The sequence below is a fragment of the Paraburkholderia sp. EG286B genome (genome assembly GCF_040965655.1).
Classification (GTDB): Bacteria; Pseudomonadota; Gammaproteobacteria; order Burkholderiales; family Burkholderiaceae; genus Paraburkholderia.
The window spans coordinates 441,786-457,977 of record NZ_JBFRCF010000001.1 but is presented as its reverse complement, the minus strand read 5'-3'; the positions used below and the strand labels follow the sequence as shown (position 1 = coordinate 457,977).

Annotated in this window: 17 protein-coding genes and 1 pseudogene; 9 read left to right on the top strand and 9 right to left on the bottom strand. The window is 64.7% G+C overall.

Annotated elements, in window-relative coordinates:
* Positions 1-121: 121 nt before the first annotated feature.
* From AB4Y42_RS02065 to AB4Y42_RS02055, 3 genes and pseudogenes are all read left to right on the top strand, one after another.
* Positions 122-346: pseudogene (locus AB4Y42_RS02065) on the top strand (alkene reductase); the annotation flags it as partial.
* A 473-nt stretch (positions 347-819) separates the two neighbouring features.
* Positions 820-1,290: a ribonuclease domain-containing protein gene (locus AB4Y42_RS02060; protein WP_368688114.1), complete on the top strand. Its 471-nt coding sequence runs from the start codon at positions 820-822 to the stop codon at positions 1,288-1,290.
* Positions 1,291-1,496: 206 nt separating this feature from the next.
* Complete coding sequence (locus AB4Y42_RS02055; protein ID WP_368693225.1) at positions 1,497-1,760, top strand: DUF4148 domain-containing protein; 264 nt, start codon at positions 1,497-1,499, stop codon at positions 1,758-1,760.
* 284 nt (positions 1,761-2,044) lie between these two features.
* Here AB4Y42_RS02055 and AB4Y42_RS02050 read toward each other — a convergent pair whose 3' ends face one another.
* Positions 2,045-2,230: a hypothetical protein gene (locus tag AB4Y42_RS02050; protein ID WP_368693224.1), complete on the bottom strand. Its 186-nt coding sequence runs from the start codon at positions 2,228-2,230 to the stop codon at positions 2,045-2,047.
* A gap of 166 nt (positions 2,231-2,396) precedes the next feature.
* On the opposite strand from AB4Y42_RS02050, the gene AB4Y42_RS02045 reads away from it, so the two are divergent.
* Positions 2,397-2,621, top strand: coding sequence for a hypothetical protein (locus AB4Y42_RS02045; RefSeq protein WP_368693223.1), 225 nt, complete (start codon positions 2,397-2,399; stop codon positions 2,619-2,621).
* A gap of 87 nt (positions 2,622-2,708) precedes the next feature.
* Here the strand turns inward: AB4Y42_RS02045 and AB4Y42_RS02040 are convergent, their stop codons facing one another.
* The 6 genes from AB4Y42_RS02040 to AB4Y42_RS02015 form a co-directional block, all read right to left on the bottom strand.
* A complete protein-coding gene (locus AB4Y42_RS02040; protein ID WP_368693222.1) occupies positions 2,709-3,071 on the bottom strand; it encodes a copper resistance protein CopC in 363 nt (120 codons plus the stop codon).
* 28 nt (positions 3,072-3,099) lie between these two features.
* Positions 3,100-3,981 (bottom strand): hypothetical protein, encoded by an 882-nt coding sequence (locus AB4Y42_RS02035; protein ID WP_368693402.1) that lies wholly within the window; start codon positions 3,979-3,981, stop codon positions 3,100-3,102.
* A gap of 133 nt (positions 3,982-4,114) precedes the next feature.
* On the bottom strand, positions 4,115-4,504 hold the full coding sequence (locus tag AB4Y42_RS02030) for a DUF2946 domain-containing protein (RefSeq protein WP_368693221.1): 390 nt from the start codon (positions 4,502-4,504) through the stop codon (positions 4,115-4,117).
* 163 nt (positions 4,505-4,667) lie between these two features.
* Positions 4,668-6,167 carry an aldehyde dehydrogenase family protein gene (locus AB4Y42_RS02025; protein WP_368693220.1) on the bottom strand — a complete coding sequence of 500 codons (1,500 nt, stop codon included), beginning with the start codon at positions 6,165-6,167 and terminating at the stop codon, positions 4,668-4,670.
* 18 nt (positions 6,168-6,185) lie between these two features.
* Positions 6,186-7,136, bottom strand: a complete 951-nt coding sequence (gene speB / locus AB4Y42_RS02020) for an agmatinase (protein WP_368688146.1) — start codon at positions 7,134-7,136, stop codon at positions 6,186-6,188.
* 151 nt (positions 7,137-7,287) lie between these two features.
* Complete coding sequence (locus AB4Y42_RS02015; protein WP_368693219.1) at positions 7,288-8,118, bottom strand: helix-turn-helix transcriptional regulator; 831 nt, start codon at positions 8,116-8,118, stop codon at positions 7,288-7,290.
* A gap of 170 nt (positions 8,119-8,288) precedes the next feature.
* Between AB4Y42_RS02015 and AB4Y42_RS02010 the strand changes: the two genes are divergently transcribed.
* From AB4Y42_RS02010 to ampC, 5 genes are all read left to right on the top strand, one after another.
* Positions 8,289-8,633, top strand: coding sequence for a cupin domain-containing protein (locus AB4Y42_RS02010; RefSeq protein ID WP_028203028.1), 345 nt, complete (start codon positions 8,289-8,291; stop codon positions 8,631-8,633).
* 68 nt (positions 8,634-8,701) lie between these two features.
* Positions 8,702-10,135 carry an NAD(P)/FAD-dependent oxidoreductase gene (locus tag AB4Y42_RS02005; RefSeq protein WP_368693218.1) on the top strand — a complete coding sequence of 478 codons (1,434 nt, stop codon included), beginning with the start codon at positions 8,702-8,704 and terminating at the stop codon, positions 10,133-10,135.
* A 12-nt stretch (positions 10,136-10,147) separates the two neighbouring features.
* Complete coding sequence (locus AB4Y42_RS02000) at positions 10,148-11,137, top strand: LysR family transcriptional regulator (RefSeq protein WP_368688150.1); 990 nt, start codon at positions 10,148-10,150, stop codon at positions 11,135-11,137.
* A 100-nt stretch (positions 11,138-11,237) separates the two neighbouring features.
* A complete protein-coding gene (locus AB4Y42_RS01995) occupies positions 11,238-12,803 on the top strand; it encodes a cytosine permease (RefSeq protein ID WP_368693217.1) in 1,566 nt (521 codons plus the stop codon).
* Between the two features lie 88 nt (positions 12,804-12,891).
* On the top strand, positions 12,892-14,064 hold the full coding sequence (gene ampC, locus AB4Y42_RS01990) for a class C beta-lactamase (RefSeq protein WP_368693216.1): 1,173 nt from the start codon (positions 12,892-12,894) through the stop codon (positions 14,062-14,064).
* Here ampC and AB4Y42_RS01985 read toward each other — a convergent pair.
* Positions 14,061-15,461: an ATP-binding protein gene (locus AB4Y42_RS01985; protein WP_368693215.1), complete on the bottom strand. Its 1,401-nt coding sequence runs from the start codon at positions 15,459-15,461 to the stop codon at positions 14,061-14,063. The two genes, ampC and AB4Y42_RS01985, sit on opposite strands and share 4 nt — an antisense overlap.
* Positions 15,458-16,120: a response regulator gene (locus AB4Y42_RS01980; protein WP_028203032.1), complete on the bottom strand. Its 663-nt coding sequence runs from the start codon at positions 16,118-16,120 to the stop codon at positions 15,458-15,460. Before AB4Y42_RS01980 ends, AB4Y42_RS01985 begins: the two co-directional genes overlap by 4 nt.
* Positions 16,121-16,192: the final 72 nt, after the last annotated feature.

Here is a 16,192-nt window from a genome sequence, read left to right as displayed (position 1 = left end):
TCCGGCAGTCGATGTATGAATGCTAGCGACATGCGAGCAGTTTTCAATAATGTTTAGTTGGCCCTTTCTGGTTGAAATAGCCATGCCGACTGGAGGAGGCCGGATGTTTTCAAACCGGCACGCGGCCGGCGGCTTCGACGGCGAAAAGACCGAAGCGATTCTGCAGGGCGGCGATGCCGATCTGGTTGCGTTCGGTCGTCACTTCATTGCGAATCCCGATCTTCCGGAGCGGCTCCGTCGCAAGCTGTCGCTCAACCCGTATGACCGCCCGACATTCTTTGGCGGCACACACATCGGTTACACGGACTACCCGTTCTATCGGTCGGAGGCACAAGCGATAGCCTGAACCAGGAGCCACCCAATTGCGCGAACTCGGCGCGATATTGGGCTCGTTTCGGGCAATTGGTTCAGCGCGTCTACGCCTACACTGTCTTTCATGGAGCGAGACGTTGGCTTCATCCCAGGATTCCCCTCCTGCGGTCGAGTTGGACCATACCGTGTACCCGTTGCAGAACAGCAGTCCGGCAGTTGTCGTCGTAGGTGGCAGAGTTGAGCGGTCAATGTCGAAGCACGACGCTGTCAAATCAATCAGGAGTGCAGGTCATCACGCAGTTGAAGTACCGCGTCATTCAGGCATCATGTGATTGCAAGTCCAGGCCGCTTACATCGGAACGGGTGTGAGCGGCCGCCGCGCATCGGCCGGGGGTGTCGTGTACCGAATGCCCGTTTCCGGCCGAACATTGATTCGCTGCGCCATTAGCGCTACCTTTACGTCTATCCTGGTCGTCGAGTTCCAATCAACGCGGGGAGAGTCGTTTCGTGAAGAGAGCGTGGGTTTTCCCTTGCGTCGTCGCCATGAGCGCGATCCTTGGCGGATGCGGCAAGGAGAGTTCGCGAAACGCCACCGAGGCGTCGGGCGCCTCCGCGAGCCAGGCGCCGGGTCAGCCGGCGCAGGGCGCAAGCGGTACTCCCGCCGCATCAGGCACGCAAGCGCCTGGCGCGCTGGGCACCATCACCAAGGCACAGTTGCCGGGCGAAGCGGCTGAGACACTGCGGCTGATCAAGGCGGGCGGCCCCTTTCCTTTCGCGGACGACGGCGTCCTGTTCCGTAACACGGCGCAATTGCTGCCGAAGCATCCGCGCGGCTACTACCACACATACACGGTGCGCACCCCGGGCATGACGGATCGCGGGCAGCGCAGGATCGTATGCGGCGGACCGCGCAAGCAGACCAGCGACTGCTATTACACCGACGACTACTACGTCAGTTTCAAACGCATTGCCGAATAAAGGCGAATCCTGATCCTCGTAGTTGACGACGCCTTGCGGCCTCTCGCCTCCGCCTGCCGCCATGCCCCGCCGTGCCTTAACGAAACACTCAACGCGTCGGCGTTTTAATTCAATAGCCTAAGTATTTACCCTGGTGTCGAATACTAACTTCGTTGCTGCAGCAAACGCTGCGGCCAAACTGAAGTTAGAAGGGTAAGAACATGAACATGTCGATCAAAGCCGCTTTCGTCACCGCCGTCGCTCTGCTTCCCGCGCTCGCATTCGCGCAGTCGAACGAGCCGCTCACTCGCGAGCAGGTTCGCGCGCAACTCGTAGAACTCGAAAAGGCTGGCTACAATCCGCTCGCCGATTGCACGGCGGAATGCCCGGAAGGCCTGCTCCGTGCCGAGGCGCGCGTCGCGCAACAACGGGCCAATGCAAACGCGGGCTATGGTCCCGGCTTGAATGGCACGGTCGAGTCCGCGAAATGAGCGGGTATCACGCTGACCGCAGCTTCACGGCCACGCCTTAACCCTATGCGCAAATGTCCGGAAAGATTCAAAGACTGGCTGGCCGTGATGCACTGGAAAAATTCGGTTCCCTAAATAACTATGCGATGCATTCTCACTGTCTCAGGATTCATCCTGGGACGAACGTACGTGCGACGATTTGATTGAAGCCTATGCGCAGGCACGCGTTCAGACTCCATCGCCATACGACATCCCCTCGCACAGCGCGAACTTTAACCGTTCACTCAAGCGCGACGCTTTTTTTCTCAATAGACATGCAGCGGCGCGCTGGCAAAATTTCGTTGCGTTACAAAGAAACCTAAAAGCTGGCCCACACCGAGGCAGTGACTGATTTTAGTCTGCCGCCAAGGCGAATCGAGGCCATACAAGGAGACAGCAACGATCATGAAGTACACGACCGCAATATGTGCTTGCGCGGCGCTGATGAGCATTGCGCCGACGTGGGCACAAGCCGGAAATTAAACATAACTAAGCATTTCGAGGCGTCGGCGCATGCCGCATTGCGGGAACGAAATCGAATCGCCCCCGTTTTTTTCGTCAGCATTTCTGCGCCGTTCCCCTTAAAATTGCCTGATCCTGCCGTACCGGAGCACTACCATGGAACGAAAGAAAGCTGAACACATCCTGCTCGAAGCCGACGAGATCGCCGGCCTGGTTCTCAACGGCTTCGACATGACGATGGAAACCGACGCCGGGCGCGCGCTCTACGAGCGTACGTTTAACGCCTATATCCACAACGAAATCGGCGATTTGCCCGTTGGGGAGCTGTACGACGCCTTGAGCGGCTCGCCCGAAGCCTTTACCGCCACCACGCCGCATTAAGCCGGCGCCCTACCGGATAACCCACCCACGAGCCACGCTGCGAATGCGCAAGAACTCGCAGCATGGCCTCCTCTCGTCGTTACGCGTTCACTTCACGTCGAACGAGTAATGTCCGGTCGTGCGATGCCCATCGGCGGCGACCGCGACCCACACCACCGAATACTTTCCAGGCGTCAGCGCGTTCAGCGCAACCGACATGCGCTTGTTGTTGCCCGCATCGACCTTGGCCTTCTCGCGAATGACCGATTTGCCCTGCGCGTCGGTCACGTCGATGGAGCTGAAGGCGGGCTCGAGCCCATCGTCGAAATCGATCACGACGGCGTTGAGCGTGGCCGGCGCGGTCGATCCCGCGGGCGGTTCCTGATGCTTCGGATAGGCGTGCGCCCACGCCAGGTGGGCGGCGAGCAGCGCGATCGAAGCGACGGCCGTGCGCAAAGTAACGAGTTTCATGGCGAAATTCCTGTGTGAAGGTGCGGGCTTACTGGAACAGCGGCTTGCCGATCGTGCGCGGCGCGACATCGTCGAAGAAGATGTGCACCTGCGCGAGGATGCCGACGTGCGAGCCGCTCGCCCGGTTGATCGGGATCTGCGCTTCGATGCCGAGCTGGCCGTAACGATTCATCCAGATGAAGCCGGGGTTGACGGTCCCGGTCGTTTGTCCCTGGCTGCGCGAGAGGGGCACTTCGACCAGCGGGATGAGGTTCGAAAACGGCTGCGGCAGGCCGAGGTCGTGTACGTGCTGTTGCAGGTAGGGCAGGCTGTACTGGAACGTGAAGCCGTAATCGAACGAGTTCGGCTGGCCGCCGCCGGTCGTGAACGACGGTCCCGCTTCGCCCGTGATGGCGATGGGCCGCAGCCAGGCGAGCGAGTCGGGCAGATCGCCCATGCCCTTGCCGGCGAAGACCGTGGGCGAGATCGTCGAGAAGTTGTTGGCGATCGCGCGGCTGCCCGTGCCGCCGAGTTCGGCGTTCACGCCGACCGAGGTCATGAATTCATGCGCGTCGTTCACGTAGAGCAGGTACTTGAGTCCCACGCCGAAGTTGTCGAAGCCGCGCGCGGTGGGGTTGTTCTGCATGACGTAGCCGCCGTCCACGGAGAAGGCGAGCCGCGGCGTGATGAGCTTGTCGTACTCGAAGCTGAACGTGTTGATGCTCTGGTCGCCGGCGTCTCCCGGCACGCGCTGGTGCCCGAATTCGAAGTTGGCTTCGTCGCCGACGCCGGGGTCGTCGACGGAGAGCGTGGAAGGGAAAACGCGGTCGCCCGCGATGGCGTGAGCATGGGCCGCGCACGGTCCGAGCAGCAGCGCGCAGCCGAGGAGCCGGCTCAGTGCGCGAAGGTTGGCAAGAACGCCCGGCGCCATGCGGCTGGAAGGCGATTGGTCAGACATGAGTTGTCCTGTCGAGGAGCGAGGCACGCGCGCGAGCCAGGGCGGCGCGCGGGCAGGCCCGGCGACACGCTGGGCGCGTCGGCCGGGATTGGCATGATCGATCGAGTCAGGACAGGGGCGGGGCGCGTGCGTGGATGTGGCCCGCGGGCGCGACGAGGCGAACGCTCTCGAACTGCGCCGCGATACGTGCCTGCACGAGCTGGCCGACGACGAACAGCGCCACGGGTACGCCGGACACGACGGGCAGGTGCGCGAAGAAGCTGCAATAGCCGCAGTCCTGCATGTCGCCCGACGTGGCGTGCGCGCCCGCCGTGCCGCTCGCGCCGTGCACGTGGTGCTCCATCGAAGGCATGCCGCAGGGCGCGCGTTCCACCGTGCCGGGCGCCATCTGCATGGCCTGGGCGGCAAGCAGGTGCGAAACCACGGGCGCGAGCGTCGCCATGAGGAGCGCAAGCGTCCCCAGTAGACTGCCCAGCCTGAGATGGAATCGGCGCACGGCGTGAAGTGGCGGAAATATTGCGGGGATTATGCCACGCAGACCGCACCCCCGCCGCGCCGCTTACGGCAGCGCCGCCCGTCAAAGCGTCGCGGCCGCGCACGTGGCGTGCGAGGCCGCGATCGAGCCCGCGCGAGGCGGGCATGCAGCCGGTATGAAGCGATCAGGCGCGCAGGCCGACCGTGTGCCGCAATTCCTGGTAGCTGCGCAAGCCCGCGACGCCCAGTTCGCGGCCGATGCCGCTCAGGCCGAAGCCGCCCCAGCACACTTGCGGAAAGATCAGCTGCGGGGTGTTGACCCAGACGAGCCCGGCGCGCAGCTGCGCCTTGTAGCGTCGCGCGGCCTTGTCGTCGCTCGTCACGACCGTGGCGACCAGTCCGTAACGCGTATCGTTGGCGAGGGCGATTGCTTCGTCATCCGAACGGAATGATTTCACGCATGCGACCGGGCCGAAGATCTCGTCGGTCCACAGCACGTTGTCCGCCGCGGGCTCCGCAATGACGACGGGCGCCATGAAGAAGCCATCGGCGCAGGCGGGATCGAGCTGGCCCGCGAACGCGATCTGTGCACCGGCTTCGACGCCTTGCGCCACGAGGGAGGCCACGCGCGCGTGCTGCGTCGCGCTGATGAGCGGCCCCATCGCTGCGTCCGCACCCTGAGGCGGCGCGACCACGACGGCTCGCACCGCTGTCTCGAACGCGGCCATGAACTTGCGATACACGTTGTCGTGCACGAGGATGCGCGCGGTGGCCGAGCACATCTGCCCGGCGTTGGTGAAAGCACCGCCCACCGCGAGCGAGACGGCCTGCACGACGTCGGCGTCTTCGCGCACGATCAGCGCGGATTTGCCGCCCAGTTCGAGCGTGAGGCGCTTCATGTCCTGCGCGGCGGCCTGCATGACCTTGCGGCCCGACGCCGTGCTGCCGGTAAACGAGATCTTGTCGACGAGCGGATGCGTCGTCAGCCAGGCGCCGACTTCGCCGCCGCCGTTGACCACGTTCACGACGCCATCGGGCACGCCCGCTTCGCTCACGATTGCGGCGAGCATGTGCTCGGTGGGCGAGGTGAATTCCGAAGGCTTGATGACGACCGTGCAGCCCGCGGCCAACGCGGGTGCGAGTTTCCATGCCGTCGTGACCATCGGGAAATTCCACGGCACGATCAATGCCGCGACGCCCACCGGCTCGTGCATGCGTTCGGCCTGCAGCGCATCGTCCGGCAGCGCGACCGGTTCGGCGGCGAACACCGACGCGTCTTCGCACAGGCCCGCGTAATAGTTGAACGTCGCGATGGCGTCGCTCACGTCGAGGTCCGCTTCGAACGGCGGCTTGCCGCTCACCTGCATCTGCATGGCAGCGAGGCGTGCGCGGTCGGCTTCCAGCAACTCAGCGATCTTGCGCAGCAGCTTGCCGCGCGCGGCGGGCGTCGTGTGCCGCCACGCGATGAGCGCATCGTGCGCGGCGTGCACGGCGCGATCGACCATCCCGGCTGTGGCGTGCTCCTGCCAGCCGATCGTTGCGCCCGTGGCCGCATTGCAGATGCGCGTGCACACTTCGTTGTCCGCCGCGCAGAAGGTTGCGCCCGCAATCGTGGCGGCGGGCAGCACAAAGGCCTCGCCGTCGATCCGACGTTCGGCGATTTGACGTTCATTATTCGTAGCCATGATGGGTCTCCTCGCGCCCTAGCGGTAAGCCACGCCGGGCATGATGCAAAGCATTTCGAAGGCCAGATTCGCGCCCACGAGCGCGGTCGTGCCGGCCTGGTCGTACGGCGGCGAGACTTCGACGAGATCGGCGCCCACCACGTTGAGCCCCTTCATGCCGCGCACGATTTCGAGGCCCTGGTGCACGGTCAGTCCGCCCACCTCGGGCGTGCCGGTGCCGGGCGCGAAGGCGGGATCGAGCCCGTCGATATCGAAGCTCAGGTACACGGGCGTGTCGCCCACGCGCTCGCGCACCTCTTCCATGAGCGGCGCGAGCGAGCGGTTCCAGCAGGCCTCGGCCTGCACGACGGTGAAACCCTGCTTGCGGCACCAGTCGAAATCTTCGGCGTGATAGCCGGTGCCGCGCAGTCCGATTTGCGTGACCTTGTCGCATTGCAGGAGGCCATCCTCGACGGCGCGGCGAAACGGCGTGCCGTGCGCGATCTGTTCGCCGAACATGGTGTCGTTGACGTCGGCGTGAGCGTCGATGTGGACGACCGCGACCTTGCCGTACTTCTTGTGCAGCGCGCGCAGGATCGGCCATGCGATCGTGTGGTCGCCGCCGAGCGTGATCGGGCGGCAGCCTGTTTCGACGATGCGATCGTAGGCCGCTTCGATCAGACGAATCGAATCCTTCAAATCATATGGGTTCGTTGCGACGTCACCGATATCGGCCACCTGCAGCGAATCGAACGGCGCCGCGCGCGTGGCCATGTTGTACGGGCGCAGCAGCACCGATTCCGAGCGGATCTGGCGCGGCCCGAAGCGCGTGCCCGAGCGGTTCGAGGTGCCGATATCGAGCGGCACGCCCACGAAGCAGACGTCGAGGCCCTCGGTGGTCTCGGCCTGCGGCAGACGCATCATCGTGGCGATGCCGCCGAACCGCGGCATCTCGTTGCCGCCCAGCGGCTGGTTGAACTGGCGTTCCATCTGGTATGTCTCCGATCGTTAGAGTCAAATCGATCGGGCGATGGTAGGGGAGATCCCGCGCGGCCAGATATGGAAGTTGAGATGTTTACATCGATGGAAATCGATGTATGCAAGCCCTTAATCGGTCAAACGCCGCGCTTAAACGGCCTGCTTAAACCGCGGCGTGGCCCCAGGCGATCAGCTCGCGCTTGGTGCGCACGCCCAGCTTCGCGAAGGCGCGCTTCACGTACGACTCGGCGGTAGCCACCTGCACGCCGAGGATCTGCGCGGCTTCGGGCACGGTCTTGCCCGTGATCAGATGCGCGCAGGTTTCGTATTCGCGTTTGGACAGTCGCACGGTGTCGGCCGCAATGCGGGCGTCGAACTGCGCGAGCGGATGCATGAAGGGAGCCGCATGGGCAATACGCCGGGCCGCGCTCGTCGAGGCGTGCAGTTCGAGCAGCGGAAACAGAAACTCGCTCACGCTGCGAAAACGGTTCATTTCCACGAGCGTAAACGGCGGTTCGCGCAGACCGCGTTCGAGCGCGATGGAGTCCTGCGCGTGGCGCGTCCCGCGAGCGAGCACGCATTCGTGGGCAATGCGCGCCTCGTCGAAGAGCCGCTGGCGGAATTCGCCCGGCGGTATCGCGCCGATGTCGCGCACCACCAGCATCGTGCCGAGCTTGCCGCGAATGCCCGCGAACAGCGGATCGCTTTCGTAGAAGCGGTCGTAATACAGGGTCATCACGTCCGAGATCGCGCCCGAATCCATTCCGACCCCGCCACTGCCGATCCATTCGCAACGAAAGCCCGTGGGCATCGTGCTATCCGCGCGCGAGCGCTCGATATGCACGACATTGACGGGCACGACCTCGTTGAGCAACAGCGTGAGACGCGGCACGAAATCGGGCGTGCCGACGGCCTCGATCACGTTGCCGAGGGTCTTGAACGAGAGCGGAAAGTTCGGTTGATCGCGGTTGAGCGCGGGGACGTTGAGCAGCATGGCACGCCCATTCGTAATGGCTGATTGATTATAGCCGAAGGCTATTGGCCGCCAAAAATGCCCAAATCGGGCAGCAAAACACCGCTTGCCCCCCCTGAGGGGGGGCATACCGCAACCGCGCCAGTCGGTAACTTTGGCGTCACTCAATCAATCAACCGGAAGTGACGCAAATGAGCAAACTGATTCAGGACATCGTGCCGCTGGGCGCCGGCATCGGCGAATTCACCAGGCTGGAATATGGCATGGACGAAAGCGACTGGCGCGCGACCGTCGGCAAGAACAATAACTACGTGATCGGCTGGTGGGAAGGCAAGGTCGGCGCGGTGGACTTTCCGGCTACGACCGCCGACGAAGCGGTATGGCTCGTGGAAGGCAAGATCGCCCTGACCGACGCGAACGGCGCCCGCAAGGAATTCACGGCGGGCCAGGGCTACCTCCTGCCCGCCGGCTTTGCAGGCCGCTGGGAAACCCTCGAGGACGCGAAGAAGTTCTACGTCGTGCTCGAACAGGCCTAAGGACCATGGCGAGCCGCCTTCCACGGGAGGCGGCTCTGTTTCTCCCGTTCCGCGCAGTGAAGCCAATCATGAGTACCCCTGCAGAAGTTGAAGTCGAATCGCGCCCGGGCGTCACGCTCGGCGTGCAAGAGGCGCTTTCGCGCACACGGTTCTTTCCGTACTGGCTCGACAACCCCGCCGAGCCGCCGACTGAGCCCAGGCTTACCGCCAATGTAGAGGCCGACCTGCTGATCATCGGCGGTGGTTTCACGGGGCTTTGGGCCGCCGTGCAGGCCAGGGAGCAGATGCCGCATCTGAACGTCGTGCTGATCGAGGCGGGCAAGGTTGCGCACGGCGCGTCGGGCCGCGCGGGCGGCATCATCTCGACTTCGGTGATGCATGGACTGCCCAATGCCGTCCGGGTATTCCCCAACGATATTGCGCAACTCGAAGCATTCGGCCATCACAATCTCGACGGCTTCGAGGAAACGCTCAAGCGCTACAACATCGACGCCGACATCGAATGGAACGGCGAAATGACCGTTGCGGTCGATCCCGAGCATATCGAGCATTTGCGCGGCGACTACGAGCTGCACCAACGCTACGGGCACGACGTCGTGCTGCTCGATGCCGAAGCGACGCGCGAGCAACTCGATTCGCCGTTGTTCGCCGGCGCGCTGTGGTCGCGCAATCGCAGCGGCATCGTGCATCCGGCCAAGCTTGCGTGGGGCCTCAAGCGCGCGGCGCTTTCGCTCGGCGTGAAGCTCTACGAGCACACGCCGCTCATCGATGTCATCGACGAAGGCCAGACTGTTTACGTGAAGACGCCCGAAGGCAGCGTGCGCGCACCGCGCGTGGTGTTCGGCAGCGGTACGGCGAAGGTCGGCATTCCCGATATCAACCGGCGCGTGCTGCAGGTGCGCGACCACGTGCTCGCCACCGAACCGCTCACCGAAGAGCAGCTCGCGCGTATCGGCTGGAAGAATCGCCAGGGCATTTACGACACGCGCACGCAGCTCAATTACTTCCGCCTCACGAAGAACAACAACATCATCTTCGGCGGCCTCGTGAGCTATCACTTCGACGGCGATCCGAATCCTCCGCAGGACCAGAAGGCCGAGACCTATTATCGGCTCGCGCAGGCGTTCTACCGCACCTTCCCGCAGCTTGCCGACGTGCGCTTCTCGCATGCGTGGGGCGGCCCGATCGACTACTGCTCGCGCGGCTCCGTGTTCGCGAAGCGCTATCTGAACGACAAGGCCGTTTTCGTAGCGGGCTACACGGGTTTTGGCGTGGCGGCGAGCCGCTTCGGCGCCTTCATGGGCCTGAATATTCTGTTCGACCGCAACAGCCCCGAGCGCGCGCTCGATATCGCCAACCAGAGCCCGACTTATATCCCCCCGGAGCCGGTGCGCTGGCTGGCCGCCAAGGTGACGTTCCATGCGTTCGACGGCGCCGACGCCGAAGGCGGCTGGAAGCGCGCGTGGATCAAGGGTATCAAGGCGATGGGCTTTCCGATGTGAAGGATGAGCGGCATGTTCTCCAATACCTCCGATCTCGATCTGCGGCTCATCCGCGTGTTTCTCGCCGTGGTGGACGCGCGCGGCATCACCGCGGCCGAAGCGACACTCGGCGTGCGGCAGTCCACCATCAGCACGCAGCTCTCGGCGCTCGAGGCGCGTGTGGGCTTCAAGCTCTGCGAGCGCGGGCGCGGCGGCTTTCGTCTCACTTCGAAGGGCGAACGCTTCGTGCCCTCGGCGCGCGCGCTCGTTGCGGCCACCACCGAGTTCGTGGCGCGCGTGCGCGATATCGACCGCAAGCTCGTCGGTACGCTCGGCATCGGCCTGATTGGCCAGGCTTCGCACGTCGAGAACGCGCGGCTCGCCGAAGCGATAGGCGCATTCCGCCAACGCGATCAGGCCGTGCGCTTCACGATGAAGGTCGCGGCCCCGCAAGAACTCGAAGAAAGTCTCGTCAACAACCACCTCGACATTGCAATCGGCTACTTCTGGCATCGCGTGGCGGGCCTCGATTACACCGAGCTGTTCAGCGAGCGCCAGGTGCTGTGCTGCGGGCGCGGGCACGCGCTGTTCCACCATGCCCCGCACGTCAACGTCGATGACCTGCGCGAGCACGACTGGGTCTGGCGCAGCTATCCGATACCGGAGGAGCTGGCCGGTATCGGCGACCGGCAGGTGACGGCGATTGCCGACAGCATCGACGCCGCCACGGTCCTGATCCTGTCGGGCAGCCATATCGGCTACCTGCCCGCGCATCACGCCGAGCCGTTCGAGCAGCGCGGCCTCATCCGGGCGCTCGGACGCACCACGTTCGGCTTCGACGTGCCGATGCATCTGGCCGTCAAGCGCAGCTCTGCGGAAAAGCCCATCGTGCGCGCGTTCTGCGACGATCTGCTGGGCGTCTATGGGCAGCATGCCGCCGTGCCGGAGCGCTCGTTGAATGAAAGAAGCGCTGCGTGCCATACATTGGCTGCGCAAGATGTAAACGTATGGAATGCAGAATAATTAGCCCACTGCGATCGATTAAAGTGGGCGAGAGACGTTGATAGTGCGTTGACCGGTTGCTTGCAAACACAACCAGATTGGCGCGGCAAGGAGTGAGACAATGAGCAATAACAGCATTACCCAGATCGAAACATTCGGTTTCGAACGCATTCCCGATGCATCGCGCTACGCGCGGCCCATCGATCTGTTCCGGCTGCTGTTCGGCGGCTGCAATACCTTCTCCACCTCGGTGCTGGGCAGCTTTCCGGTGCTGGTCGGCCTCTCGTTCAAGGCCGGCGTGTGGTCCATCGTGCTCGGCGTGCTCGCCGGCACCTGCATTCTCGCGCCCATGAGCCTGTTCGGTCCGCGCAACGGCACGAGCGATCCCGTTTCGTCGGGGGCGCACTTCGGCATTCACGGGCGGATCGTGGGCTCGTTCCTCGCGCTGCTCACGTCGATCGCGTTCTTCGCACTCGCGGTCTGGAGTTCGGGCGACGCACTCGTGGGCGGCGCGCACGACATGGTCGGCGTGCCGGTCAACACCTGGACGCTCGGCACGGCCTACATGGTGTTCGCCGTGCTCGTGGTGGTGGTATGCATCTACGGCTTTCGCTTCATGCTGTGGGTGAACAAGATTGCCGTGTGGGCAGCGAGCCTCATGTTCGTGGTGGGCGCCTTCGCGTTCGCAGGTGCGTTCGATCCCGGCTATGCCGGCACGCTGCATGAGGGCGGCGCGGGATTCTGGGTGGCCTTCGTGAGCGCCGTGCTCGTCGCGTTGAGCAACCCCGTGTCGTTCGCCTCGACGCTCGGCGACTGGGCGCGCTACATTCCGCAGCACACGCCGCGCCACCGCGTGATGGGCGCTGTATTCGCCGCGCAGATCGCCACCTTCGTGCCGTTCTTCTTCGGCCTCGTCACGGCCACGCTCATCGCAACGAAGGCGCCGAGCTATATCGCCTCGAACGACTATGTGGGCGGACTGCTGGCCGTGTCGCCGCGCTGGTTCCTGCTGCCTACCTGCCTCATTGCGATCATCGGGGGCATGTCCACCGGCACGACCGCGCTCTACGGCACCGGCCTCGACATGTCGAGCATGTTCCCCAAGCTCCTGAACCGCGTGCGCGCGACCATGCTGATCGGCACGCTCGCCATCGGCTTCATCTTCGTCGGCCGCTTCGCGTTCAATCTCGTCGAAAGCGTCTCGACGTTCTCGACGCTGATCTGCACGTTCAGCTGCCCGTGGATGGCGATCATGGTGATCGGCTTCATGACGCGCCGCGGCCACTATCTCGCCGACGATCTCCAGGTCTTCAATCGCGGCGGCCGTGGCGGGCACTACTGGTTCACGCACGGCTGGAATCTGCGCGCGATGGGCGCGTGGCTGCCGGCGGCGTTCCTCGGTCTTTCGTTCGTGAATCTGCCGGGGCAATTCGTCGGTCCGCTTGGCTCGCTGGCGGGCGGCCTCGATCTGAGCGTGCCGGTTTCGCTGGCGGTGGGCGGCATCATCTACGTCGTACTGCTGACGATGTTCCCAGAGTCGGATGCCGTGTATGGCCGGGAAGGGCGCCGCTTCGTACGCGGCTCGCGCGGGCAGGCACTTGAACCGGTACATGCTCAACGCATGCGCGAGGAGCACACGGCTGGCGCGGTGCATGAACTGCAGCGCAGCCCGGAGTACGCCGAGTAAGTCTGTCAGCACGGGTCGCCTCCCCGGAGGCCGCTGCGCGCAGACCGGGTAAGATCACGGCTTTTGCGCACCGCGTAAGGAGGCGATCTTGCTTCGTTCACTCGTAAGGGGCTGTGCGGGCGTTCTACTGTTCGCCATCACGCTCAACACCCCTGCCTTTGCCGCTGAACCCGCCACCGGCAGCGACGCACAAATCCGCGAAGCTGCGCTCGCGTTCATGCGCGAGAACGGCATCCCAGGTCTCGCGATTGGCGTCGCCGTGAACGGCACGGAGCGCTTCTACAACTTCGGCGTCGCATCGAAGGAAACGGGCGCGTCGGTCACGAATGAAACGCTGTTCGAACTCGGCTCGATGAGCAAGACGTTTGCGGCCACCCTCGCCGGGTGGGCGCAGGTGAACGGCAAGCTCTCGCTCGATGCGCCGGTGAGCACCTATCTGCCCGAGATGCGCGGCACGCCGTTCGGCGCGCTTACGCTCGTCAATCTCGGTACGCACACGGGCGGCGGCTTCCCGCTGCAGGTGCCCGATGAAGTCACGAACGACGCACAGCTGACGGCGTGGCTCGTGGCATGGCGGCCGCGCTATCCGGCGGGCACGCAGCGCACCTATGCGAACCCGAGCATCGGCATGTTCGCGCGCATCACGGCGCAGCAGCTCGGTATGAGCTACCCGGATGCCGTGGAGAAGCTGCTCTTTCCGAAGCTCGGGCTCGCGCACACGTTCATCCGCGTGCCGGCATCGGAGCGCGCGGCCTATGCGCAGGGCTACAACAGCAAGGACGCGCCGGTGCGTCTGAATCCCGGCGTGCTCGCCGACGAAGCCTACGGCGTGAAATCGGATACGCGCGACATGCTGCGCTTTCTCGAAGCGAACCTGGGCCAGGTCGTGGTGGAGCCGGAGTTGCAGCGCGCGCTGGAGGCCACGCATGTGGGCTATTTCCGCACGGGTCCGTTCATTCAGGACCTCGTATGGGAGCAATACACGCAGCCGGTGGGCCTGAACGATCTCGTGAAAGGCAACGCGAACGTGATGGTGCTGGAGGACAACCCGGCCACGGCGTTGAACCCGCCGCTGCCGCCGCAGCCCGATGCGTTGCTCGACAAGACGGGCGCGACCAATGGCTTTGGCGGCTATCTGGCGTTCGAGCCTTCGCGCAAGACGGCCATCGTCATTCTCGCCAACCGCAATCACCCCACCGAGTCGCGCGTGCGGTTCGCATATCGTGTGCTGGAACTGGTGCAGGGCGCGCCTGCGCCTTAGGCCGAATCGCTCGTCGCGCGGGCGGTTCGGCTCGCGGGCGCATTCGTTTTGGCCGCCGGGCTGTCGTGCACAGGCAGCCCGCTCACCGCGGCGGTGAGCCCGCGCCCACCGGGGTTGTTGCGCAGTGTGAACGTGAGACCATGACGCTGCGCGATGCGCGCCACGATCGAGAGACCGAGCCCGCTGCCCGTGCCCTGGGCATGATCGCCGCGAAAGAAGCGGTCCAGCACGCGTTCGAGATCGGCTTCGGGAATGCCGGGCCCGTTATCGATGACTTCGAAGCCGAGCGCGTCCTGCGAACGCGTGAGCACGAGATCGATCTTGCCGCCTGCCGGCGTGTAGCGAATCGCGTTGTCGAGCAGGTTGTTCAGCAGGGTGTTCAGGCCGTGCGCGTCGGCGTTCACGTTGCAGATGCACTCGGGCGTCACGGGCGGCCGCGACTCGAGGCCCAGGTCGATGCCTTTCTCTTCCGCGAGCAGCGAGAAGTCGCCGATGGCCTGCTCGCCCAGCCGCCGCAGGCTCACGACGGTGGCGGGCGTGCTCGCCTGTGCATCTTCGCGCGCGAGCGTGAGCAATTGCTGCACGAGGCGGATCGTGCGGTTCAGGCGCGTTTGCATGCGTTCGAGCGTGCGCGGCTCGCCGTTGAGCGTGCCGTCGTGCAGCGCCGCCTGCCATTGCAGCTTGAGCGCGGCGAGCGGCGAGCGCAGCTCGTGCGCCGCGTCGGCGATGAAGGTGCGCTGCGCCTGCGAGGCCGTATTCAGGCGGTCCAGCAGATCGTTGAGCGCGACGACGAGCGGGCGCAGTTCGACGGGCACCGAGCCGTCGAGGCGCAACGGCTCCAGCTCATGCGCCGAGCGCGAGGCGAGCAGCGCCGACAACGCGCCCACCGGCGCGAGCCCGCGCGTCACCACGAACAGCAGCAGCACGATGGCCACCGGCACGAGCAGGGCGAGCGGCCACAACGTATGCAGCGCGAGGTGCAGCGCCAGCCCGTCGCGCACGGAAATGGGCTGCGCGACCTGAACGAAGCGGTCCGGTTGCGCGATGCCGTACACGCGCCAATGCACCTCGTCGTGCTCGATCGTGCGAAAGCCCGTGGCCTGGCGCGGCAGCACGGGCGTTTCCTGCGAGCGGTAAACCAGCTTGCCGTCGCGGTCCCAGATCTGGATGAGAATGCGGTCGTCGGCGATCTCGTCGAAGCCGGGGCCGGACTGCTCCACCTCGCGTGCCGTCGCGGCGCTCGCGGGCATGGATTGCGCCACGGCATGCAGCTCGTAATCGAACAGCTCGCCCGCTTCTTCGCGCGCACTGTGAAAAATGCCGAAGCCGGCCACGAGCGAAGCGGCCGCGAACCCGCAGATGAGCCAGCCCAGCAGGCGGCGGCGGATGGAGTTCATTCCGATCTCTTGAGCCGGTAGCCCACGCCGCGCACGGTCACGATCTGGTCGGTGCCGATCTTGCGGCGCAAGCTGTGCACGTGCACCTCGATCGCGTTGCTGCCGACTTCTTCGCCCCAGCCGTACATGCGCTCTTCGAGTTCGGCCTTCGTGAACACGCGCGCAGGCTGCTCGATGAGCACGCGCAGCAGCGCGAATTCGCGCGGCACGAGCGCGACGCTTTCGCCGTCTTTCGTTACCTCGTGCGCGGCGGGGTCGAGCGCGAGGCCGCTGTGCGTGTAGACGGGCTGTTTCTGGCCCGTGCGCCGGCGGAGCATGGCGCGCGTGCGGGCGGCCAGCTCGTCGAGATCGAAGGGCTTGATCAGGTAGTCGTCGGCGCCGGCGTCGAGCCCGGCGATGCGGTCCGTCACCGAGTCGCGCGCGGTCAGGATCAGCACGGCCGCTTCGCCGCCCTTGCGGCGGTAGCCGTTCAGCACCTCGATCCCGTCTTTCTTCGGCAGCCCGAGGTCGAGCAGCACGAGGTCGTACACGTCGTTGTCGAGCGAAAGCTCCGCTTCCCGCCCGTCGCGCGCCCAGTCGACGGCATGACCCTCGCGGCGCATCGAGTCGAGCACCGTTTCGGCAATCATTTCGTCGTCTTCCACCAGCAACAGGCGCATCGCTCGCTCCCTCAATTTCCAGCCTTACATTGTCGCTCATCCCGGCTTAACCGGTGCTTAAGCGGCACGCTG